11 protein-coding genes are annotated in these 23,193 nt (G+C 73.4%); 9 read left to right on the top strand and 2 right to left on the bottom strand.

Going from position 1 to position 23,193, the window contains the following annotated elements; translation table 11 throughout:
- Nucleotides 1-6 precede the first annotated feature (6 nt).
- The 8 genes from C7C45_RS11215 to C7C45_RS11180 all read left to right on the top strand — a co-directional run bounded on the left by C7C45_RS11215 (nucleotide 7) and on the right by C7C45_RS11180 (nucleotide 20,295).
- A complete protein-coding gene (locus C7C45_RS11215) occupies nucleotides 7-1,131 on the top strand; it encodes an acyl-CoA dehydrogenase family protein (RefSeq protein ID WP_110563559.1) in 1,125 nt (374 codons plus the stop codon).
- The gene (locus tag C7C45_RS11210) at nucleotides 1,128-2,651 is read left to right on the top strand and encodes an amino acid adenylation domain-containing protein (protein ID WP_110563558.1); all 1,524 of its coding nucleotides are present in this window, start codon (nucleotides 1,128-1,130) and stop codon (nucleotides 2,649-2,651) included. Before C7C45_RS11215 ends, C7C45_RS11210 begins: the two co-directional genes overlap by 4 nt.
- Nucleotides 2,652-2,790: 139 nt before the next feature.
- Complete coding sequence (locus C7C45_RS11205; RefSeq protein WP_110563557.1) at nucleotides 2,791-11,046, top strand: type I polyketide synthase; 8,256 nt, start codon at nucleotides 2,791-2,793, stop codon at nucleotides 11,044-11,046.
- The gene (locus C7C45_RS11200) at nucleotides 11,043-14,129 is read left to right on the top strand and encodes a type I polyketide synthase (RefSeq protein ID WP_110563556.1); all 3,087 of its coding nucleotides are present in this window, start codon (nucleotides 11,043-11,045) and stop codon (nucleotides 14,127-14,129) included. Before C7C45_RS11205 ends, C7C45_RS11200 begins: the two co-directional genes overlap by 4 nt.
- Nucleotides 14,126-15,901, top strand: a complete 1,776-nt coding sequence (locus tag C7C45_RS11195; protein WP_110563555.1) for a fatty acyl-AMP ligase — start codon at nucleotides 14,126-14,128, stop codon at nucleotides 15,899-15,901. Before C7C45_RS11200 ends, C7C45_RS11195 begins: the two co-directional genes overlap by 4 nt.
- Nucleotides 15,901-16,866 carry a beta-ketoacyl-ACP synthase III gene (locus C7C45_RS11190; protein WP_110563554.1) on the top strand — a complete coding sequence of 322 codons (966 nt, stop codon included), beginning with the start codon at nucleotides 15,901-15,903 and terminating at the stop codon, nucleotides 16,864-16,866. Before C7C45_RS11195 ends, C7C45_RS11190 begins: the two co-directional genes overlap by 1 nt.
- Nucleotides 16,863-18,392: an acyl-CoA carboxylase subunit beta gene (locus tag C7C45_RS11185; protein WP_110563553.1), complete on the top strand. Its 1,530-nt coding sequence runs from the start codon at nucleotides 16,863-16,865 to the stop codon at nucleotides 18,390-18,392. Before C7C45_RS11190 ends, C7C45_RS11185 begins: the two co-directional genes overlap by 4 nt.
- A 166-nt stretch (nucleotides 18,393-18,558) precedes the next feature.
- Entirely contained in the window at nucleotides 18,559-20,295 is a 1,737-nt protein-coding gene (locus C7C45_RS11180) for an acetyl/propionyl/methylcrotonyl-CoA carboxylase subunit alpha (RefSeq protein WP_110563552.1), read from the top strand.
- Nucleotides 20,296-20,320: 25 nt separating this feature from the next.
- Here the strand turns inward: C7C45_RS11180 and C7C45_RS11175 are convergent, their stop codons facing one another.
- A complete protein-coding gene (locus C7C45_RS11175) occupies nucleotides 20,321-20,845 on the bottom strand; it encodes a transposase (RefSeq protein WP_208641124.1) in 525 nt (174 codons plus the stop codon).
- Between the two features lie 145 nt (nucleotides 20,846-20,990).
- A complete protein-coding gene (locus C7C45_RS11170) occupies nucleotides 20,991-21,797 on the bottom strand; it encodes a nucleotidyltransferase (protein ID WP_110563551.1) in 807 nt (268 codons plus the stop codon).
- 207 nt (nucleotides 21,798-22,004) lie between these two features.
- Here C7C45_RS11170 and C7C45_RS11165 point away from each other — a divergent pair, with 207 nt between their 5' ends.
- Nucleotides 22,005-23,153: a helix-turn-helix domain-containing protein gene (locus tag C7C45_RS11165; RefSeq protein ID WP_244200334.1), complete on the top strand. Its 1,149-nt coding sequence runs from the start codon at nucleotides 22,005-22,007 to the stop codon at nucleotides 23,151-23,153.
- The last annotated feature ends 40 nt before the right edge of the window (nucleotides 23,154-23,193 follow it).

The raw sequence follows: 23,193 nt of genomic DNA, 5'->3' as shown, positions 1-23,193 counted from the left end.
CGACCGATGAGCTTCGACTGGACGGCGGAGCAGCGCGCCCGCTATCAGAACATCATCGCGGCGGTACGCGCGCTGCCCGCGCCCGCCGACGGCCACTTCACCCGCGAGGAGTGGCGCCAGTGCGCCCCGCTCGGGCTGCCCGGGCTGAGCGTGCCGACCGAATACGGCGGCGGTGGCCTCGACGCGGTCGGCGCCGCGCACGCCATGGAGGCGTTCGGCCGCGGCTACCCGGACATGGGACTGGTCTTCGGCGTGGCCGCACACCTGTTCGCCTGCGCCATGCCGATCACGGAGCACGGCACGGCCGAGATCCGCGAGCGGGTCCTTCCGCGGCTCTGCGACGGCACCTGGATCGCCGGCAATGCGATCACCGAGGACGAGGCCGGCTCGGACGTGACCGCGCTGACCACCAAGGCGGTCCGCACCCCGGACGGCTATCGGCTCAGTGGCGAGAAGTCGTTCGTCAGCAACGGCCCGCTGGCCGACGTCTTCGTCGTCTACGCCACTACCGACCCGGACCTGGGCTTCCTCGGTGTCTCGGCCTTCGTGGTCGAGCGCGACGCGCCCGGCGTGACCGTCGAGGGCCCGCTGCCCAAGATCGTCCTGGCCCGGTGTCCGGCTGGCCGCCTGCGTCTCGCCGACACGCCGGTGCCAGAGTCGGCGCGGCTGGGCGCCGAGGGCCGCGGCGCCGCCATCTTCCAGTCCTCGATGCACTGGGAGCGGACCTGTCTGTTCGCCGGCTACCTCGGGCTGATGGACCGGGTGGTTCAGCGGTGCGTGGCGTATGCCCGTGAGCGCCGGCAGTTCGGCGCGCCGATCGGGTCCTTCCAGGCCGTGCGGCACCGGATCGCGGACATGAAGCTGCGGTTGGAGGGCGCCCGGTCGCTGCTCTACCGGGCCTGCGCGGCCCGCGACGCGGGCGACGCCGTCCTGCTGGCGGCGCTGGCCAAGGCCGCGGTGAGCGAGGCAGCGGTGCACACCGCCACGGACGCCCTACAGGTGTTCGGTGCGGCCGCCTACCTGGGCGGCAGCCCGGAGGAGAAAGCCCTGCTGGACGCGCTCCCGTCGACCGTCTTCTCCGGCACCTCGGAGATGCAGCGAGAGATCATCGGAAAGGAGCTGGGACTGTGAAGCTGACCGAACCGGTGCGACAGGCAGCCGCCCGGCAACCGGACGCGCCGGCCGTCGCCGGACCGGACGGCGAGCTCACCTACGCCGAGCTGGACCGTACCGCCGATCGCATCGCCGCCGCCCTCGCCGCGCGTGGTGTACGCGCCGGCGCCCGGGTGGTGCTCTGGGCGGAGAAATCCGTGCTGGTGGTGGCCGCCATGCAGGCGGCGCTGCGGCTGGGGGCGGTCTACGTGCCGATCGACCCGCTCAGTCCGGCCGACCGCGCCGCGCGGATCGTCCGGGGCTGCGCCGCGTCCGTCGTGATCACCACGAAGGCGCGCAGCGACGAGCTGCGCGACGCCGCACCCGCGTACCTGCTGCTGCCGACGCCGGGTGCGGCCTGGTCGGAGATCGAGTCGCCTCCGGCCGGCCCGCCGCCCGAGCCGGACACCACCGAGGACTCGCTCGCGTACATCCTCTACACCTCGGGTTCGACCGGGGAACCGAAAGGCGTCTGCATCAGCCACCGCAACGCGCTGGCCTTCGTCGACTGGGCGGTGGCCGAGCTCGGCCTCGGTCCGGAGGACCGGCTGTCCAACCACGCGCCGTTCCACTTCGACCTGTCGGTTCTCGACCTCTACGGCGCCTTCCGGGCCGGCGCGTCGGTCAGCCTGATCCCGGAGACCTTCTCCTATTCGCCGGCCCAACTGGTCGACTTCGTCGCCCGGGAGCGCATCTCGGTGTGGTACTCGGTGCCGTCGGTGCTGATGCTGATGATGGACGACGCGGCGCTGCTCGACGCGGACCTGCCGGCGCTACGGGCCGTGCTGTTCGCGGGGGAGCCGTTCCCGGTCCACTACGTTCGGCGGCTCCGGCGCTGGTGGCCGGACGTGCGCCTGTTCAACCTGTACGGGCCGACCGAGACCAATGTGTGCACCGCCTACGAGGTGACCGACGTGGCCCCGGACCGGATCACCCCGGTGCCGATCGGTACGGCGGCCAGCGGCGACCGGGTCTGGGCGGTCCGCGCCGACGGTACCTCGGCCGGGCCGGGAGAAGAGGGCGAGCTGCTGGTCAGCGGCCCGACCGTGATGCTCGGCTACTGGGGTGGGCGGCCCCAGGGTGAGCTGCCGTACCGCACCGGCGATCTGGTGGTCCTCGACGACGACGGCAACTACCAGTACGTCGGCCGGCGGGACGACTGCGTGAAGGTGCGCGGCCATCGAATCGAGCCGGGCGAGATCGAGGCCGCCCTGCTGCGGCACCCCGCCGTCGCGGCCGCGGCGGTGGTGACGGCGGGCGACGGCCTGCACCGCGAGCTGGTCGCCTTCCTGGTGGCAGTGGACGGCGACCGGCCCGGCCTGCTGGAGATCAAGCGGCACTCCGCCGGGCTGTTGCCCCGGTCCATGCTGGTCGACCGAGTGCGTTGGCTCGACCGGCTGCCGCGGTCGGGCACCGGCAAGGTGGACCGGCGCCGCCTGCGGCAGATCGTGGCGGACGAGCCCTTCCGCAATTCCGCCGAACGACGTCCGTCGGGATGATGAAAGGCTCCACCTTTCGCATGTCGACACAGCAGCCGAAGACGCGATCCGGAGCCGGCAGTTAGCTTTCTTCCATCGTGCGATTCCGCATTCGCAGTTTATTGATCCACGATTTGCCGTTTGGCATGGGGGGCATTTCATGCGCACTTACCGGCCGGTTCCCGTGGCGATCGTCGGCGTCGGCTGCCGTTTCCCGAATGGTGGCGCCGGCCGCGACGGATACTGGTCGCTGCTGCGCGACGGCGTCGATGTGATTCGCGAGGTTCCGGCCGACCGCTGGGACACCGAGCGGTTCTACGACCCGGACCCGGACGCCCCGGGCCGGATGTACGCCCGCTGGGGCGGTTTCCTGGACGGGATCGACGGGTTCGACGCCGGCTTCTTCGGCGTGCCGCCGCACGAGGCCCGCCAGATGGATCCGCAGCAGCGAATCCTGCTCGAGGTGGCCTGGGAGGCATTGGAGGACGCTGGCATCCCCCCGGACTCCTTGCTGGGCAGCCGGACCGCGGTCTACACCGGCGCGCTGGCCATGGACTACTTCCTGCTACACACCCGGCAGGCCGGGTTGCGCGGCATCGACGCCTGGTACGCCTCCGGTAAGGAGGCCAGCTTCGGCCCCGGCCGGCTGTCCTACCTGCTCGGCCTGCACGGCCCGAGCCTGGCGGTGAACACCGCGTGCTCCTCGTCGCTGGTGGCCGTCCACCTCGGCGTGCAGAGCCTGCGGAGCGGCGAGGCGGACCTGGCGCTGGCCGGCGGCGTCAACGTGATGCTCACCCCCGAGCTGACCATGTTCATGTGCAAGGTCGGGGCCATCTCCCCGGCCGGCCGGTGCCGGGTCTTCGACGCCGCTGCGGACGGCATGGTCCGCGGGGAGGGCGCCGGCGTCGTCGTCCTCAAGCGGCTCGACGACGCGCTGGCCGACGGGGACGACATCATCGCGGTCGTCCGCGGCACGGCCGTCAACCACGACGGACCCAGCGCCGGCCTGACCGTGCCCAACGGCGCGGCGCAGCGCGACGTCATCACCGAGGCGTTGCGGGACGCGGGAGTGACGCCGGCGGAGGTCGGCTACGTCGAGGCGCACGGCACCGGCACACCGCTCGGCGACCCCATCGAGATGGGCGCGTTGGCCCGGGTTTACGGCGCCGACCGCGAACCGCACCGGCCCCTGCTGGTCGGGTCGGTGAAGACCAACCTCGGCCACACCGACGGCGCGGCCGGGGTTGCCGGCCTGGTGAAGACCGCCCTGGCGATCCGCCACGGCCTCATCCCGCCGCACCTGCACTTCGGCACCGGCAACCCGGGCATTCGGTGGAAGGACTGGCCGGTGCGGGTGCCCACCGAGCTGACCGACTGGGCCGACGGGCCGCGGCTCGCCGGGGTGAGCGCGTTCGGGCTCAGCGGCACCAACGCCCACGTGGTGCTGGCCGCGGCGCTGGCGGTACCGGCAGCACCGGGCCGGGCGCGCACCGGCCCGATGCTGCTGCCGCTGTCCGCCCGCAGCCCGTCCTCGCTGGAGCACCTGGCGGCCGCGCACCGCGATCGGCTCGGCAGGCAGGACGATCCCGCCGGTTACGCGAGCGCGTCCGGCGTCCGGCGTACCCATCACCGGCAGTTCCGGCTGGCAGTTGTCGGCGACACCGCCGCCGAGCTCGCCGAGCAGTTGGCCGACACGGCGGAGACCCGGACCCGGCTGGGTGCCGCGACGACGCCCGGCGTGTGCTGGGTCTTCTCCGGCCAGGGCCAGCAGCGGCCGGGCATGGGGCTGGTGGCGGCGCAACGCAGCGCGGCTTTCCGGGACGCGCTCACCGCCTGCGACGAGGCGATCGGCGCAGTCGCCGGCTGGTCGGTGCTCGACGTGCTGCGCACCGGCTCGGCGGAGGCGCTGCTGCGCACCGAGACGGCCCAGCCGGTGGTGTTCGCGCTCCAGGTCGCGCTGGCCGCTCTGTGGCGGAGCTGGGGGATCGTGCCGGACGCCATCGTTGGGCACAGCATGGGCGAGGTCGCCGCCGCGCACGTGGCCGGCGCGCTGGACCTGGCGACCGCGGCCCGGATCATCGTGCTGCGCGGCCGGGTGCTCCAACCGGCGTACGACACCGGCCGGATGCTCGCTGTCCGCCTTCCGACGGAGGACGCGGTGACACGGTGCCCGGACGGCGTCGTCGTGGCGGCCGTCAACGGGCCGGAGTCGGTCGTGCTCTCCGGCCCCGAGGAGGCGCTCATGTCGCTGGCCGGGTCGCTGGCCGGCAGCGGCGTGCCGCACCGTCTCGTCCCGGGCCGCTACGCCTTTCACCATCCGGCGCTGCGGCCGCACGCGGACCGGCTCGTCGCGGAGCTTGGTGACCTGAACGTCGGCGAGCCCGCCGTGCCGGTCTTCCCGAGCACGCCGGGCGACGGCCCACTGTTCGATGCCGCCTACTGGGGCCGCAACGTGTGCGAGCCGGTGCGCTTCCACGACGCGGTGCGCGCCTGCCTGGATGCCGGCCCACGCACCTTCCTGGAGTTGGGGCCGCACGGTTCGCTGCTCTCCGCGGTGACCGGCAGCGCGACCGCCGCCGGGGCGGAGGTGACCGCCACCTCGGGCCTGCGTACCGGACAGGACGAATGGCGGACCCTCCTGGAGGCGGCCGCGGCCCTCTACCGGGCCGGGCACGACCTCGACTTCGCGGCCGTCCAGCCAGACCCGGGCGACCCGGCCGGGCTGCCCACCTACCCGTGGCACCACAGCCCGTTCTGGTTCAGCGTGGACGCCCCCGGCCAGGCCGCAATCAGCGCGGACGCCCCCGGCCAGGCCGCAATCAGCGCGGTGGCGCCGCCAGCGGCACCGGTGGCGCCGGCGGTCGAGAGGACGCCCACCGACGTCCAGCGCCCCGACGTCCAGCGCCCCGACGTCCAGCGCCCCGACGTCCAGCGCCCGGACGTCCAGCGCCCGGACGTCCAGCGCAGAGTCCACCGCACCGTGGCGGCGGTCCTGGGCGTGGAGCCGGCCCAGGTGCCGACCGACCGGGGCTTCGCCGAGCTTGGTATGGACTCGCTGACCGCGGTAGAGCTGCGGCGTGCCCTCCAGCGCGAGTTCGGTGCCGAGCTGCCGAGCACCGTGGCCATCGATCACCCGACCGTGACCCGGCTGGCCCGTGAGCTGGCCCGCCGGTTGCCGTCGGCAGCGCCGGCCGCGGGTGCCGTGGCCGCGGGTGCCGTGGCCGACCGGCCGCAACCGCCCGGGGCGGCGGAACCCATCGCGGTCGTCGGCCTGGCCTGCCGCTTCCCGGGCGCGGCCGACCCGGATGCGTTCTGGGAGTCGCTGCTCGCCGGTGCCGACGCGATCGGCACGGTGCCGGACGGCCGGTTCGAGGACGAAACCCCGTGGCGGGGCGGCTTCCTCGACGGCGTGGACCGGTTCGACGCGCGGTTCTTCCGGATCCCGCCGCGCGAGGCGCGGGCGCTCGACCCGCAGCAGCGGATCTTCCTGGAGGTCGCCTGGGAGGCGATCGAGGATGCCGGCATCCCGGCGGACACCCTGGCGGACAGCGCGACCGGCGTCTTCGTGGGACTGAACTCGTCCGACTACCAGCAGGTCGTGACGGCCAGCCCGGACAACGTGGACTTGTCCTACGGCCCCGGGGTCTCGTTCGCAGCCGTGCCCGGCCGGCTCGCGCACTTTTTGCAGCTGCGCGGGCCGAGCCTCGCGGTCGACACGGCGTGCTCGTCCTCGCTGGTCGCCGTCCATCTGGCGTGCCGCAGCCTGCGCGCGGGCGAGAGCAGCACGGCCATCGTGGGTGGCGTCAACCTCATGCTGCGCTCCACGATCCACCGGGCCAGCCAGGCGGCCGGAGCGCTCGCGCCGGACGGCCGGTGCAAGACCTTCGACGCCGCCGCCGACGGCTACACCCGCGGCGAGGGCTGCGGCGTCGTGGTCCTCAAGCCACTCAGCGCCGCCGTCGCGCAGCACGACCGGGTGCTGGCCGTGATCCTCGGCTCGGCGGTCAACCAGGACGGCGCCAGCAGCGGTTTCACCGTGCCGAGCGGACCGGCCCAGGAAGAGCTGATCCGGACCGCGCTGCGCGACGCCGGGGTGCGCCCGGCCGAGGTCGGCTACCTGGAGGCGCACGGCACCGGCACACCGCTCGGCGATCCGATCGAGCTGCAGGCGGCGGGCGCCGTGCTGGCCGACGGCCGCGATTCCGGCAACCCCTGCCGGGTGGCCTCGGTGAAGACGAACATCGGCCACCTGGAGGCCGCCGCCGGCATCGCCGGCCTGATCAAAACGGTACTCGCGGTCCGCACCGGGGAGATTCCGCCGCACCTGCACTTCTCCCGTCCGAGCGACGCGATCCCGTGGCGCGACCTACCCTTCGAGGTGCCGGTGACGCGTACCACTTGGACCGGACCGCGTATCGCCGGCGTCAGCGCCTTCGGCTTCACCGGCACGAACGCCCACCTCGTGGTGGCGCAGCCGCCGGACGCTCCGAACCTGCCTCCGGAGCCGGCGTCCTCCGACGAAGCCCGCTACCTCCTGCCGCTCTACGCCCCGCACGAGGCCGGGCTGCGCGCCCAGGCTGAGCGGTGGCGGGCGGCGGTGGCGTCCGCCGACGCTCGCGCCATCGCCGACCTGTGCTACACCGCCGGCCGCCACCGCACCACCATGGACCACCGTGCGGTCGTCACCGGCCGGGACGGTGCCGACCTGACCGCTGGCCTGGCCGCGCTGGCGGCCGGGGAAAGCGCCGACAACCTGGTGCTCGGTTCCGTGGGCGGGCGCACTCGCCGCCTGGCGTTCGTCTACTCCGGGCACGGCTCCCAGTGGACCGGCATGGGCCGGGCGTTGCTGGCGGGCCAGCCGGTATTCCGGGAGACCGTGCGGCGGTGCGACGAGCGGGTCCGGGAGCTGACCGGCTGGTCCGTGCACGACGCGCTGGCCGCCGGGGACGAACTGCTCGACGACCGGCAGCAACTCGCCCTGTTTGCGGTGCAGGCCGGGCTCACCGACCTGTGGCGGCACCTCGGCGTGCGGCCGGACGCGGTGATCGGGCACAGCGTCGGCGAGGTCGCCGCCGCCTACGCCGCCGGCGCGTACTCGCTTGCCGATGCGACCACGTTGGCCTGCCGCCGGGCCGAGACGATCCAGCGGCTGATCGGCCGGGGTGCGATGGTCGTGGTCGGGCTGCCGGAGAGCGAGGTAGCCGAGCTGCTGGCCAACCTCGGCCGACCCCTCTGGATCGCGGTGGTGAACGGCGGCCGGTCCACGGTCGTCGCCGGCGAACGCGACGACGTCGCCTGGCTGTCCGACCGGCTGCGCGACCGCAACGTGTTCTGCCGCCCGGTGCGGGCCGACGGCGCCAGCCACTGCCCGCTGGTCGAGCCGCACGCCCGGGAGTTGGCCGAGCGCCTGGCCGACCTGCGCCCGGCACCGGACGGTCTGCCGTTCTTCTCGTCGGTGGCCGCGGGCGCGCTGGCGACGGCGGAGCTGAGCCCGCAGTACTGGGCCCGTAATGTGCGCGAGCCGGTCCGCTTCGCCGCCGCGCTGGCCGGGCTGCGCGCCGACGACGTCGACGCGTTCGTGGAGATCTCGCCGCATCCCCTGCTGCTGGACGCGGTGCGTGACGACGACGCCGTCGCGCTGCCCTCGCTGGTCCGCGAACGGGACCCGGCCGACGTGCTGCTGGAGACCGCGGCCGGTCTGCACGTCGCCGGGGTCACGGTGGACTGGCGGCCGCTGGTCCCGGCCGGCCGGCGGACTGCGGCGCCTCGATACGCCTGGGAGCACCGCAGCTACTGGGTCGAGCACCGGGCCGCCCACCCGGCCGACGGCGGCACCGCGACCCGGCATCCGCTGCTGCGCCGCTGGATCGACCTGCCCGACGGGGAAAGCGTCGGCGAGGCCGTGGTGGACGCGGACCGGCTGGCCCGCTGCGGCGCCGGTGCGGTCGGCGCGGTCCGCACGGTCCCCGGGGCGTTGTGGCTGGAGCTGGCCGCGGCGGCCGCGGCACCGGGTGAGGTCGCGATCGTGACCGACGTCCGGCTGCCGGCCCCGGTGCCGGTCGGGCCGTCGGCTCCGGTGACACTGTCACTGCGGGCCACGCCCACGGCCGGCGGCACCGCGGTGACCTCCGGAACCGGCCTTTCCTGCCTGGTCGCGCCGTACGACCCGGCCACCGTGGGTAACGGGACAGCGCCGTTCGCGCCGCAGGACGCGGTCGCCGTCGAGCTGGACGATGGTCCGGGTGCGTGGCGCCGCCGGCCACTTGCCTTGGCGGCGGGCCTCGACGCCCTCGCCGGCGACGGCTGGGACCTCGTCGCGGCCGACCGGGTGCTCCTGCTGCGCGACCCGGGACCGGCGCTCCGGGTGGCCGCCCGGGTCACTGGCGGCGGCGACGACGAGGTCGTCGGTGACCTCCACATCGCCGACGACGCCGGCGACGTGCTGGCCGCGTACGGGGTACGACTGCGGCGCACGCCGGTCCGCGAGCTGGCTGACGCGGACCGCGACACCCTGACCGAACTGGTCTGGCAGACCGGGTGGCGACCGCGCTCCCGGGGCGCTGAGCCGGTCGACCCGCCGCCGGTCGCCAACCCGGATGCGGCCTGGCTGATCCTGGCCGACCGGGGTGGCGTTGGCGAGGCCCTCGCAGCCCAGCTCGAGAAGGTGGGGGAACGGGCCACCGTGGTGTTCCGCCCGGCACCCGGGGCACTCGACATTGAGACGGTCGAAGGGCTGGTGCACGAGCTCGGCGACGGCCCGGGCTGTCGCGGCGCGGTGCTGCTGTGGGGCTTGGACATCGACGGCCCGGACATCGACGGCCCGGACATCGACGGCCCGGACATCGACGGTGACGACGCGGCGGCCGGCGTCTACGCGACCGTGCACCGGCTGCTGGGCGCGCTCGCCGTCCGCGGCGGCAGCGGCGCCTGGATCGTCACCCGGGGCGGCCAGCACCTGACCGGCGACCGGTCGGGCTCACCCCACCAGGTGCCGCTGTGGCCGCTCGCCCGCTGCGCCGCGCTGCACCACCCCAAGGGCTGGGGCGGCCTGCTCGACCTCGATCCCCGTGCAGGCGACCCGCAGGCCGAGGCGGCCGCGATCCGGGCCGAGCTGCACCACGGCGACGGTGAGGACCACGTGGCGCTGCGCGCTGGGCGCCGCCTGGTGGCGCGGGTCGAGGCGGCCGGCGTCGTCGAGCCCGGCTACGCCCCGGTTCGGCTGGACCGGTCGGGCGCGTACCTGGTCGCCGCCGCCGACCCCGGCGTCGGGCCGGCGGTGGCCGGCTGGCTCGCCGGGCGCGGCGCGCGGCACATCGTCCTGACCGTCCCCGACGCGGCCGCGGCGGCCACCCTCGACCATCACCCGGACCTGGCGGCGCTGCGCACCGCCGGGACCGACGTCCGGGTCCGCCCAGCGAACCTCGCCGACGCGGCCGCGGCCGAGGCGCTGTGCGCGGATCTGGACCGGCAGGGCCTAGCGCCGCGCGGCCTGGTCTGGCTCGGGCTCGACTGGGCGCTGCGGGAAACGCCGCCCACCACCGCCGCGGACGCCGCCCGGGTGGCCCGGGAGCGCTACGCCGGCGCGCGCCACCTGCACGAGCGGTACGGCGCCGGGCTCGAGCTGTTCGTGGTGTTCTGCGGCGCGGCCGGTGCCTGGGGCTCGGTCGGTGCCGGCCACCAGGCCATCGGCGACGGCCTACTCACCGGCCTGGTCCGCAAGCGGCGTGCGGCCGGGCTGGCCGGGGTGGCGGTGAACTGGACGCCCTGGGACGACGCCGGCCCGGTGGACCCGACCACCCGGTCCCGGACGGTCCGGGCCGGTTTCGCGTTGCCAGCCGCGCGGGAGGCGCTGGCCGCGCTGGACTACCTCGTCGGCACCGACCGCAGCGAGACAGTGGTGGCCCGGCCCGACTGGGCGCTGACCGTGCCGGTGTACCGGCAGAGCGGGCCCTGGCCGCTGCTGGACGAGCAGGCCCGGGCGGTCGAGGAGCAGCGGGCCGGCGCGGCCGGCGGCACCGCCGAGGTGCTCCGCGGCCTGGCCGCCGACGAGCGGCTCAGCTGGGCCGCCGACGCGGTCGGTGCGGACGCCGCCGTGGTGCTGGGCCTGGAGTCGGCTGACCAGATCGAGCCGAAGCAGGGCTTCTTCGACCTCGGCATGAACTCGGTCATGGCGCTGGAGCTGCGCATCCGCCTGGAGCGGCGGTTCGGCTGCCGGCTGCCCACCACGATCGCGTTCGAGCAGCCCACCCCGCTGGCCATGGCCCGCTACCTGGTCGACCAGGTCGTCGAGCCGGAGCCGGCGCCGGACACCTCCCCGCCGCAGCCCGTTGCCGAACCCGAGGACGAACTCTTGGCGCGCTTCGCGCGGGAGATGACCGCCGCACGCACTCTCACCAGGGAGGACACCCGCCGATGAGTGACCCGAGCCTGCGCGACCGGCTGGCCGACGCGCTGGACATGATCGAGCGACTGCGCGGCGAGCTGGCCGCACAGCGGGCCGAGCCGATCGCCGTGACCGGGATCGGCTGCCGGCTGCCCGCCGCGGCCGAGGACCCGGACGCCTTCTGGAACGACCTGGTCGCAGGCACCGACGCGATCCGGCCCTTTCCGGCCGACCGCGCCGACAGCACCGCCTTCTACCACCCCGACCCGTCGGTCCCAGGCAAGGCCTACACGACCGACGGCGGCTTCCTGCCCGACGTGACCGGGTTCGACCCGGTGCCGTTCCGGGTCTCCGCCGCCGAAGCCGTCGGGATGGACCCGCAGCAGCGGATAGCGCTCGAGGTGGTCTGGGAGGCGCTGGAGCGGGCCGGTATCGCCGCGGACACCCTGGACGGCAGCCGTACCGGGGTCTTCCTCGGTGCCAGCACCAACGACTACGTCCGGCTCCGCCAGCAACTGTGCCCGCCGGCCGAAATCGACGGCATGCAGCTGCTCGGCGAGAACAGCTTCATCGCCGGCCGGATCGCGCACACGTTCGGGCTGCGCGGGCCCGCCCTGGTGCTGGACACCTCGTGCTCGTCGTCGCTCATGGCGGTCCACCTGGCGGTCGCCAGCCTGCGGCGCCGCGAATGCGACCTGGCGGTCGCGGGCGGTGTCAACGTCATCCTCTCCCCGTACGGCTTTGTGCTGGTCAGCAAGGCGCGGGCGCTGTCGCCCAGCGGGCGCTGTCACACCTTCGACGCGGCCGCCGACGGGTACGTCCGGGGGGAGGGCTGCGGCGTCCTGGTCCTCAAGCGGCTCGGCGACGCGGTCGCCGACGGCGACGACGTGGTGGCCGTGATCCGCGGCACCGCGGCCGGCCACGACGGGCGGGCCAGTGGCATCTCGGTGCCGAACGGCCAGGCCCAGCAGGACGTGATCCGGGCGGCCCTGGCTGAGGCGGGACTACGGCCGGACGAGGTGTCCTACGTCGAGGCACACGGCACCGGTACGCCGCTGGGCGACCCGATCGAGCTGCGCGCCCTCGACGCGGTGTTCCACGACCGCGACCGACCCCTGCTGGTCGGCTCGGTGAAGGCCAACATCGGGCACCTGGAGGCGGCGGCCGGGGCAGCCGGCCTGATCAAGGCGGCGCTTGCGGTGCGGCACGGCGTGATCCCTGGGCATCCGCACCTGCGGCGGCCGAACCCCGACGTGGGCTGGGACGAGATGCCCCTGCAGGTGCCGGCCGGGACCGTCGCGTGGCCGGTGGACGGCCCGCGGCACGCCGGCGTCAGCTCGTTCGGTGCCAGCGGCACCAACGTGCACATCGTGTTGAGCGAGCCGCCGGAGCGGCACCGTCCGGCCGAACCGGCGCGTGGCGTACACCTGCTGCCGCTCTCCGCCCGCACCCGGACCGCTCTGCGGCAGCTCGCGGTCCGCTATGCCGCCGACCTCGCCGATGATCGCGGCCGGACGGCGGCGGATGTGTGCCGGACCGCGGCGGTCGGCCGCTCGCACCAGATATACCGGCTTGCGGTAACCGGCGACACCACCTCCGGCCTGGCCGGCGCGCTGGCCAGTCACCTGCGCGACGAGCCCAGCCCGGCGGTCATCGCCCGGGCCGCCGCACCGCGCCACCACCGCCGGGTCGCCTTCCTGTTCAGCGGTCAGGGCAGCCAGTACGCCGGCGCCGGCCGAGGGCTCTACCAGGCCGAACCGGTCTTCCGCCGGGCCATCGACGAGTGCGCGGACCAGATGCCGGACGCGCTCGGCCGGCCGCTCGTCGAGCTGCTCTTCGACACCGCCGACGACGAGCTCCGCCAGACCCGGTACGCCCAACCCACCCTGTTCTGCCTTGAGTACGCGACCGCCGAGCTGTGGCGATCGTGGGGCGTCCGGCCCACCGTGGTCCTCGGGCACAGCGTCGGCGAGCTGGCCGCCGCCTGCATCGCCGGAGCGTTGGAGCTGCCGGACGCCCTCCGGCTGGTGGTCGCGCGCGGCGCGGCCATGCAGGAGATGGCGCCGGGCGGCATGCTCGCCGTGCGGATGGCGCCGGACGAGGTCGTCGAGCTGCTGGCCGGCCTGCCCGAACGGGAGCGGATGCTGGTCGGCATCGCCGCGATCAACGCGCCCGGCGAGCTGGTCCTCTCCGGTGACACCGCCGCGCTGGCCACGGTCCGCTCCGCGCTGGCGGCGGCCGGCCGCTGGCACCGGGACCTGAACGTCTCGCACGCGTTCCACTCGCCACTTGTGGACCCGGTCCTCGACCGGCTGCGGGACGTGGCCGCCGGCATCCGGGTGCGGCCGCCCCGGGTGCCCCTGGTCTCCGGCGTCACCGGCGCAGTCGCCGGCGAGCGCGAGCTGGCCGACCCCGAGTACTGGGCGCGGCAGGCCCGCCAACCGGTGCGGTTCCACGATGGCATGCGCACGATCCGCGAGCTGGACCACGCGACCTTCGTGGAGACCGGTCCGGGCCGCACCCTGCTCGGCCTGGGCACCAAGTGCCTCGGCGTGGAGCACACCTGGGTGGCGTCGATGCGGGCCGACGCCGACGAGCCAGCCGAGGCGCTGCGCGGACTCGGCGAGCTCTACGTGACGGGGCTGCCGGTGGACTGGTCCGCGGTCTACGCGCAGGTGCCGGCGCACACCGTTGCGCTGCCCACGTACAGCTTCGAACGCCGCAGTTACAGCGCCTTCGGTACCGTCGCGGCAGCCGCCGAGCCGGCCGGTGGCGAACCGGCCACGAACGAACCGGAGCCGGAGTCGGAGGTGCTGCGCAAGGTGGCGGCCACCACCGACCGGACGGAACGGCTGGAGCTGCTCCGGCAGTACGTCTACGGCAGCCTCGAGGAGGCACTGGCGCTGCCCGCTGGCGAGCTGACCGAGCGGAGCGACCTGATCGAGCTCGGCTTCGACTCGCTCATGGCCGTCAGGCTCATCGACGGCTATCGCCGCGAGCTGCACCTGGAACCAGGCGGCGTCCGGCCGTTCTTCGAGGTGTCTGCCGAGTTCTGGCACGAGTTGCTGCTCGACGAGTTCGAGAAGACCGGGATCGAACAAGGAGAACTCGCATGAACACAGTGGACACCTTGCCGGAGATCCTCCGGCGGCGCGGTGCGCAGCAGTCGGATCGCACAGCTTACGTCTTCCTGCGCGACGGCGAGGTCCCCGCGGAGACCCTGACCTACGGCCGGCTCGACCGGGCGGCCCGAAGCCGGGCCGCGGCCCTGGCCGCGCTGGGGCTCGGCGGCGGAACCGTGGTGCTGCTCTACCCGTCGGGCCTGGAGTTCATCCGCAGCCTGCTCGGGTGCATGTCGGCCCGGGTCGCCGGCGCGCCGGTCCAGGTTCCCCGCAGGCGGGACGGCCTGACCCGCCTGCGCCGCGTCGCCGACGACGCCGGCACGACCACCGTGCTCACCACCGAGGCGGTGCGCGACGACCTGCTCGGGCGGTTCGGCGACGAACCGGAGCTGGCCGGCCTGAACCTGGTCGCCACCGACGGACTCGACCGCGTCGACCCAGCGTCGGACTGGCCGGCGGGCCGGCCGGGCCCGGACGACATCGCGCTGCTGCAGTACACGTCGGGCTCCACCGGCGACCCGAAGGGCGTCATGGTCACCCATCGGAACTTCGCGGCCAACGCCCGCGAGACCGACGAGCTCTGGCCGTGTTCCCCGGACGCCACCCTGGTCAACTGGCTGCCGCTGTTCCACGACATGGGCCTGCTCTTCGGCATCATCCTGCCGCTGTGGGCCGGGGTGCCCTCGTACCTGATGGCGCCGGACTCCTTCGTGCGGCGGCCGGCCCGCTGGCTGGAGGCGATCGCCCGGTTCGGCGGCACCCATTCGGCGGCGCCCAGCTTCGCGTACGAGCTGTGCGTGCGCGCCGCCGCCGAGGGCGCGGCGGCGAACGTCGGCGACCTGTCCCGCTGGCGGGTCGCCGCCAACGGCGCTGAACCGGTGCGCTGGGACGTGGTCACCGCGTTCCAGGAGGCGTACGCCGGGCACGGGCTCTCCCCGCACACGATGTGCCCGGGTTACGGCCTCGCCGAGAACACCCTGAAGGTCACCGGCGCCAGCCAGCACCAGCGGCCGGGGATGCTACGGCTGGACGCTGCGGCGCTGCGCGACGGCACCGTACGCGTCCTCGGCGTCCCGTCCGCCGGCAGCACGCCGGCGGTCAGCGTCGGCGGCACCGTTCCCGGCACCGAGGTGCGGATCGTCGACCCGGCCACGCGCGTCGTGTGCGCCCCTGACCGGGTCGGCGAGATCTGGGTCGGTGGGCCGTGCGTGGCGGCCGGCTACTGGCGTCGCCCGGAGCTGTCCGAGGAGACGTTCCGGGCGCGCCTCGCGGACCGGCCGGGCACCTGGCTGCGCACCGGCGACCTCGGGTTCGTGTACGACGGCGAGCTGTACATCACCGGCCGGCTCAAGGATGTGATCATCCGCAAGGGCCGCAACTACTACCCGCAGGACATCGAGTACTCGGCCGAGCGCGCCGTCGACGGGCTGTACCCGAACTGCGCCGCGGCGTTCGCCGTGGACGACGGCGAGTACGAGCGGCTCGTCCTGCTCATCGAGGTGGACGGCCGGGTGTTGCGGCGGCCCGGCCCGGCCGCGGTTCGCGACCTGGTTCGCGCGGCGGTCCACGAGCATCACCGGCTCGACGTCGACGAGCTGCTCCTGCTGCGCCGCGGCACGCTCGCCAAGACCTCCAGCGGCAAGATCCAGCGGCGCGCCTGCCGACGCCGCTACCTGGACGGCCACTTCGCGCCGCTGCTGATCGAGCGGGCCCGGGTCGAACGGGATCCGGTGGCGCTCGGCGCCGGTGCCCGAGAGGGGGAGTGATGACCACGCCGGGCTCGGCGATCCTCGGCGTCGGCGCGTACCGCCCGGCCCGGGTCGTCGGCAACGAGGAGATCTGCGGACGCATCGACTCGTCCGACGAATGGATCCGGCGCCGCTCCGGAATCGTCTCCCGGCGGATCGCGGGAGCGGGGGAGACCGTGCTGGCGATGGCCGCCGAGGCGTCCCGCAAGGCCCTCGCCCAGGCCGGCACCGACCCACAGGGAGTCGACATGGTCCTGTTGGCCTCGATGTCCTTCACCGAGCAGTCGCCACCCGGCGCGCCGCGCATCGCCGAACTCATCGGCGCCAACGCGGCAGCCGGGCTCGACGTCAACGCCGCCTGCTCGGGCTTCTGCTACGCGCTCGCGCTGGCCGACGGGATGGTCTGTGCCGGTCAGGCCCGGCGGATCGTGGTGGTCGGCTCGGAACGGATGAGCGACATTGTCGACCCGACCGACCGTGGCAGCGCGTTCCTGTTCGGCGACGGTGCCGGCGCGGTCGTGGTGGGCCGGGCCGACACCCCGGGCATCGGCCCGGTGAGCTGGGGCTCGGTTGGCGGTCAGCACGCGCTGATCAGCCACGACCACGCGTGGGGTGAGAAGCCGGAACGGCCGTACCTGCGGCTGGCCGGGCCCGAGGTGTTCCGCTGGGCGACCACGATCGTGCCGGAGGTGTCGCGGCGGGCCCTCGACGCGGCCGGCATCGACGTTGGCGCCCTCGGCGCATTCATCCCGCACCAGGCCAACCTGCGGATCGTGGAGGCCGCCGCGCGCAGCCTCGGCCTGCCGCCGACCACCGTGGTGGCGCGGGACGTGGTACACAGCGGCAACACGTCGGCCGCCTCCATCCCGCTGGCCATGGAGGACCTGATGTCGCGTGGCGCGGTGGCGCGCGGGGACCGGGCGCTGCTCGTCGGGTTCGGCGCCGGTCTCACGTACGCGGCCCAGGTGGTGATCCTCCCGTGACGACCGCGGACCGGAACGCCGAGTTGGTACGCCGCCGAGAGGCCGCCCGGCAGCCGTACGACCCGGCCGCCGCCCGGCGGCAGCGGGAGAGGGGCAAGCTCACCGCGCGGGAACGGGTTGACGCGCTGCTCGACCGCGGCTCCTTCGTGGAGCTGGACGCCTTGGCCCGGCACCGCTGCCACCACTTCGGCATGGACACCAAGCGGCCGTACGGCGACGGCGTGGTCACCGGCTACGGCACCGTCGACGGCCGGCAGGTCTGTGTCTTCGCCCAGGACTTCACCGTGTTCGGCGGCAGCCTCGGCGAGGTCTACGGCGAGAAGATCATCAAGGTGATGGACCTGGCGTTGCGCACCGGCGTGCCGATCATCGGCCTCAACGACTCCGGCGGCGCGCGCATCCAGGAGGGCGTGGTGTCCCTCGCGTACTACGCCGAGCTGGTCCGCCGGCACGTCGCCGCGTCCGGGGTCATTCCGCAGATCTCGCTGATGACCGGGCCGTGCGCGGGCGGCGCGGTCTACGCGCCGGCCATCACCGACATCGTGGTGATGGTCGACGGCATCTCGCACATGTTCGTCACCGGGCCCGAGGTGCTGCGCGCGGTCACCGGCCGGCGGGTCAACCACGACGAGTTGGGCGGCGCGCACACGCACAACACGGTCTCCGGCAACGCGCACCACCTGGCCGACGACGAGAAGGCCGCGTTCGACTACGTCCGTACGCTGCTCGGCCACCTGCCGTCGAACAACATGACCGACCCGCCCGAGTACGCACCGGCGCCGCCCGCCATCGCGGCCGCCGACCTGGACACGATCATCCCGGACGACGGCAGCCGCCCGTACGACATGACCCAGGTCATCCGTGGCGTGCTGGACGACGGCGAGCTGCTCGAGGTGCACGCGTTGTTCGCCCCCAACATCATCTGCGGCCTCGGCCGGGTCGAGGGTCGCAGCGTCGGCGTGGTCGCCAACCAGCCCATGCACCTGGCCGGCGCGCTCGACATCGACGCCAGCGAGAAGGCGGCCCGCTTCATCCGTTTCTGCGACGCCTTCAACGTGCCGGTCCTCACCCTGGTCGACGTGCCCGGCTTCCTGCCCAGCACGGAACAGGAACGTGGCGGCATCATCCGCCGCGGCGCCAAGCTCATCTACGCGTACGCGGAAGCCACCGTCCCCATGGTCACCGTGGTCACCCGCAAGGCGTATGGCGGCGGCTATGGCGTGATGGGCTCCAAGCACCTCGGCACCGATGTCACGTTCGCCTGGCCGACCGGGCAGATCGCGGTGATGGGCAGCGATAGCGCGGTCAGTGTGCTCCATCGGAAGGCGCCCGCGGAGGAACGCGAGCGGCTGCGCGCCGAGTACGAGGAGACGCTCTGCAACCCATACGTGGCGGCCGACCGCGGCTACGTGGACGCGGTGATCCTGCCTAGCGAGACACGCGACCAGGTAGCCAGGGCGCTGCGCGCGCTGCGCGACAAACGAGTCGACCGCGTCCCGCGCAAGCACGGGAACATCCCGCTGTGAACCGGCACGGCGGGCTCACCGCGGAGGAATTGGCGGCCGTCGCCGTGGTGATCGGCGCGTGGCTGGCCGAGCATCCGGCCGGGCCCGTGGCGCCGCCGGCCAGGTCGCGCTGGAGGAGCCGCGACGCGACAGCGTGGCGGCGCGGTCTGGACAGGAGGGCAGCCCCATGAAACGGATCCTGATCGCCAACCGCGGTGAGATCGCCGTGCGGATCGCCCGCGCCGCCGCGGACGCCGGCCTGGTGAGCCTGGCCGTCTACGCCGGCGCGGACCGCGACGCCGTGCACGCGGCCGTCGCCGACGAGGCGTACCTGCTGGCCGGCGAGACCGTCGCGGACACCTACCTGGATCGGGGCCAGCTGCTGGCGGTGGCAGCGTCCGCCAACGCCGACGCCGTCCACCCCGGCTACGGGTTCCTCTCCGAGGACGCCGATTTCGCCCAGGCCGTGCTGGACGCCGGGCTGGTCTGGATCGGCCCGCCGCCGTCGGCGATCCGCCAACTGGGCGACAAGGTCAGCGCCCGCGCCATCGCCCGCCGGGCCGGCGCACCGCTGGTGGCGGGCACGCTCCAGCCGATCAGTGACGCCGACGAAGCGGTGGGGTTCGCCCGCGAGCACGGCCTGCCGATCGCGATCAAGGCGGTGCACGGCGGCGGCGGGCGCGGGCTCAAGGTTGTCCGCGACCTGTCGTCCATCCCCGAGCTGTTCGCCTCGGCCGTCCGCGAGGCGACGGCAGCGTTCGGCTACGGTGAGTGCTTCGTCGAGCGCTACCTCGACCGGCCCCGGCACGTCGAGACGCAGTGCCTGGCCGACCGGCACGGCGCCGTGGTCGTGGTCTCCACCCGCGACTGCACGCTTCAACGCCGCCACCAGAAGGTGGTCGAAGAGGCCCCCGCGCCGTTCCTCACCGCGGCGCAGGACGCTGAACTGCGCCGCGCCTCCAAGGCGATCCTCGCCGCGGCCGGCTACGTCGGGGCGGGCACCTGCGAGTTCCTGGTCGGCGCCGACGGCACGCTGTCGTTCCTGGAGGTGAACACCCGCCTGCAGGTCGAGCACCCGGTCAGCGAGGAGGTCACCGGCATCGACCTGGTCCGCGAGATGTTCCGGCTCGCCGACGGCGAGGCGATCGGCTACGACGACCCTCCGGTACGCGGCCACGCCATCGAGTTCCGAATCAACGGTGAGGACCCTGGCCGTGGGTTCGTGCCGGCGCCCGGCACAGTGGCCTGCTTCGATCCGCCGGCCGGACCCGGCGTCCGCCTCGACGCCGGGGTGCGGGCAGGCTCGGTGGTCTCGCCGGTCTTCGACTCGCTGCTGGCCAAGCTGGTGGTCACCGGCGCCGACCGGCAGCAGGCGCTGCAGCGCGCGCGGCGGGCCCTGGCGGAGTTCCGCGTCGACGGCGTCGCCACGTTGCTGCCGTTCCACCGGGCCGTGGTGGAGGATCCCGCCTTCACCGACTCCCCGTTCCGCGTCCACACCGGCTGGATCGAGAACGACTTCGACAACCGCATCGAGCCGGTGATCCCCGAAGAGCCGCCCGCTTCACCGCAACCCCGCCAGGTCGTGGTGGTCGAGGTCAACGGCCGCCGGGTCGAGGTGGCGATGCCGGCCATCCGCCCGGCACCCACCGCCGCGGCCCCGCGCCCGCCCGCACGCCGCCCGGCCGGGTCGCGCCCCGCGGCATCGTCGTCGACCACGTTGCTCTCCCCGATGCAGGGCACCGTGGTCCGGCTCGCGGTGGCCGAGGGCGACCGCGTCCAACCGGGCCAGCTGATCGCCGTCCTGGAGGCGATGAAGATGGAACAACCCTTGCCTGCTCAGCGTGCCGGCACGGTCAAAGACCTCCGCGTCGCGGTCGGCACCCCGGTCGCGGCCGGCGGTGTGGTCTGCGAGATCACCGACTAGACGAGTAAGACGCTCCTATGGTTCGTCAAGGGGTTGAGGGTGTTGTTTCGAGGACCCGGTAGAGCTGCCGGGCGACGTAGCGTTTGAGGCATCGCTTGATCTCTCGGTCGGTTTTGCCTTCGGTGCGGCGTCGCTCGGCGTAGGCCTGCGTGGCTTCGTCTTTCTTGAGCCGGGTCTGCACGATGGTGTGCAAGGCTCGGTTGAGCTGGCGGTTGCCTGCACGGTTGAGCCGGTGACGGATGGTCTTGCCACTGGACGCAGGGATGGGTGCGGCGCCGGCGAGCATGGCGAAGGCGCTGTCGTTGCGGCATCGGCCGGGATGCGACCAGGAGGTCAGGACGGTAGCGGCGACGATTGCGCCGACCCCGGTCAGATCCAGAAGGTCAGGCCGCCAGACGCGCACGATGGCAAGGAAGGCTTTCTCGTACGAGCGGGCTTCAGCTTCAAGGAAGCGGACCCGGCGGGCCAGGTCACGCAAGACGGTGGAACAAGTGAACACCTCGATGTCGGCGGTGGCGGAAGGCCGCAGCCGGCAGGCGATGATCAACATAATCCGGGTGCTTTGACCCCGGAACCGGGCTCGCACCTGTTCGGGAGCGGACCTGATACGGCGTAGGAGTGTCAAGCAGGTAGATGCCCGAGCCTGAGTGGTGGCCATGTTCGCTCGCGTCGCTCGGACAGGGCATGGTGCATCGTCAGGGACGGACCGCCTTCTCACCATGGACGGCCGCGTACTCCACCGCGAGCCATGGCCCCAGGTCGTCGATGAGGTGGCGTAGTACCGCCGGATCCGCCGAGGGCGCACGCCCGGTCCTGGCAGCCGCGCGCATCTGCTCGGCGCGTTCCGGGTAGTAGCGACCGAACGCCTCGGCGGACTCGATGAGGTCGCTTGTCCAGCCTCCCCAGCGAGGCATGACCAGGGTGAATCCCGTCCGGACGATGCGACGAGCGACGAGCCGGCAGAGACTCCTACGTTGCTTGTCGGTGCTCGCCTCGGCCGCCTGCCGACGCCAGTCCGCAAGAGCGATCGACAGGTCGCCGTTCGTCTCGCGGGCGAGCAGGGGAGTGGGCCGATAGCCGGGGAGTTGGTCGGCGAGGTCGTCGCCCAGCAGGGGAGTGCACAGGCAGGCGACGAAGAAGCCGAGATCGTGACGTTCAAGCTCGCTGAGCAGGGTGCGTGCGCTGAACAGCAGGATGCCCACGCCGTCGATCTCGTCGAACGACTGGTCGAGGGCTTCCTCGATCCGCGTGGCATCCCGCCGGTCGGCCTCGGTCGGCTCGGCGTGCAGAGCGAGCAACAGATCAAGATCAGAGACTCCGGGTACGGCGGTGCCACGCGGAATGCTGCCGTAGAGGTAGGCGCTGTGCAGTCGGCGGCCGCCGACTGCCTCGACTATCCGGGTGCGTGCCGCGTCGACGACACCGCCGAACGCCGGTGGAACCCGACTCAGCGCGCCTTCGCGTGCGATCGATCCGTCGACGGTCAATCCTCTGCCGGTCATGGGACCACTCTGCCGCACCAGATGATCTTCGGCGAGTGGCTATCCACGCACGGACCTCGCTGTGGCCAGTTGCGTAGCGACCCGTTCAAGCGTAGTCGCGCGGTCACTGATGACGATGTTTCTTCGGTGTACCGTCCGAAGTGCCAGCAGTTCACCACCCCGGGAGTACCGCTGATGCCTCGCCGCCCGATACCTGATGATCCGTCGATCGGTGATCGCATTCGTGCTCGCCGCGAACTGCGTGGCTGGAGCGTGCGGTATGCCGCCAGCCGCGCCGGTGTCTCGCACACGTCCTGGTCACGGATCGAGCGCGGGCAGCAGCGCACCGATCGGTACATGGTGGTGGACCTGGCCGCCGCGCTCGAATGCTCGGTGGCCGATCTGACCGGGCAGGCGTACACGCCGGCCGACCGGCAGCTCGATGCCGCTCGCATCGACGCGGAGCGGGTGTGGCGGATCATGATGGACACGCCGATGACCGGGCGTGGCGACACCGCCGCAACGACCGAGCAGGTGCAGCGTGAGGCGGCTCTCGTGCGTGACCTGTACGGGCGGTGTGACTATGCGGGTGCCCTGCGCCGGCTGGTCGATCTGGTGCCGGCGATGCACGGTCTCACCGATCGGCGTGCGGCGCTCACCGAGATGGTGCCGGTATATGGCGTGGCGATGGGTTCACTCCTGAACGTCAGCTTCCCTGCTCACGCGTGGCTGGCCGCAGAGCGCTGCGCACAGGCCGCGGGTCTGCTCGATGATCCGGTGGCCGCGGGGGTCGCGGCTGCCAACCGCGCCCGGGTTTCCGCGTACTCGGGGGCATTCGGGCCGGCGCGAACGCTCTGTGACGTGGCCGCCGCTGACCTGGCGGGCAGCGCGAGGGACGGCGCGTTGGACGTACTCGGCTTCCTGCACTTGGCGCGGGCGCTTCACCTCGCCGGCCTGCGCGACCACGCAAGCGCCGAGGGGCATCTCACCGAGGCCGCGCGGATCGCCACGCGTACCGGTGAGACGGAGAGCTGGGATCTCGCCTGGGGGCCACGGAATGTGGCGCTGTGGCGGATGGCCTTCGAACTCGACACCGGCCGCCCCGAAGCGGCGTTGGAGACGGCTGCGGGTGTCGAACTGGCGGGGCTGCCAGCGGTGCGGCAGGTGTATTTCTGGCTCGACATGGGTCGGGCCGCCGAGGCGGTGGGTCGGGATCGGGATGCGGTGCGGATGCTGCTCACCGCCGAGCGTGTTGGTCCGCAACATGCCCGGTCGTCGGCGGCGGCGGGGGAGACCGCGCGGGCGCTGCTGCGCAAGAGGGTTGTCTCGCCGGAGTTGCGGGGCCTCTGCGAACGAATGAGCCTGACCATCCAGTAGCAGGCCGGTAGTGGTGCGTAAGCGTTCCAGCCCTCGCCCG

The sequence above is a fragment of the Micromonospora arborensis genome, assembly GCF_003205615.1.
Taxonomy (GTDB): domain Bacteria; phylum Actinomycetota; class Actinomycetes; order Mycobacteriales; family Micromonosporaceae; genus Micromonospora; species Micromonospora arborensis.
Note: the sequence above shows the minus strand (reverse complement) of the source record. Positions and strands in the feature narration are given on the sequence as shown.

What these genes read in the sequence shown, in the direction of transcription:
- C7C45_RS11205 (WP_110563557.1), top strand. Translation starts at nt 2,791, where the DNA reads ATGCGCACTTACCGGCCGGTTCCCGTGGCGATCGTCGGCGTCGGCTGC.
- C7C45_RS11175 (WP_208641124.1), bottom strand. Translation starts at nt 20,845, where the DNA reads ATGTTGATCATCGCCTGCCGGCTGCGGCCTTCCGCCACCGCCGACATC.
- C7C45_RS11200 (WP_110563556.1), top strand. Translation starts at nt 11,043, where the DNA reads ATGAGTGACCCGAGCCTGCGCGACCGGCTGGCCGACGCGCTGGACATG.
- C7C45_RS11180 (WP_110563552.1), top strand. Translation starts at nt 18,559, where the DNA reads ATGAAACGGATCCTGATCGCCAACCGCGGTGAGATCGCCGTGCGGATC.
- C7C45_RS11215 (WP_110563559.1), top strand. Translation starts at nt 7, where the DNA reads ATGAGCTTCGACTGGACGGCGGAGCAGCGCGCCCGCTATCAGAACATC.
- C7C45_RS11190 (WP_110563554.1), top strand. Translation starts at nt 15,901, where the DNA reads ATGACCACGCCGGGCTCGGCGATCCTCGGCGTCGGCGCGTACCGCCCG.
- C7C45_RS11170 (WP_110563551.1), bottom strand. Translation starts at nt 21,797, where the DNA reads ATGACCGGCAGAGGATTGACCGTCGACGGATCGATCGCACGCGAAGGC.
- C7C45_RS11195 (WP_110563555.1), top strand. Translation starts at nt 14,126, where the DNA reads ATGAACACAGTGGACACCTTGCCGGAGATCCTCCGGCGGCGCGGTGCG.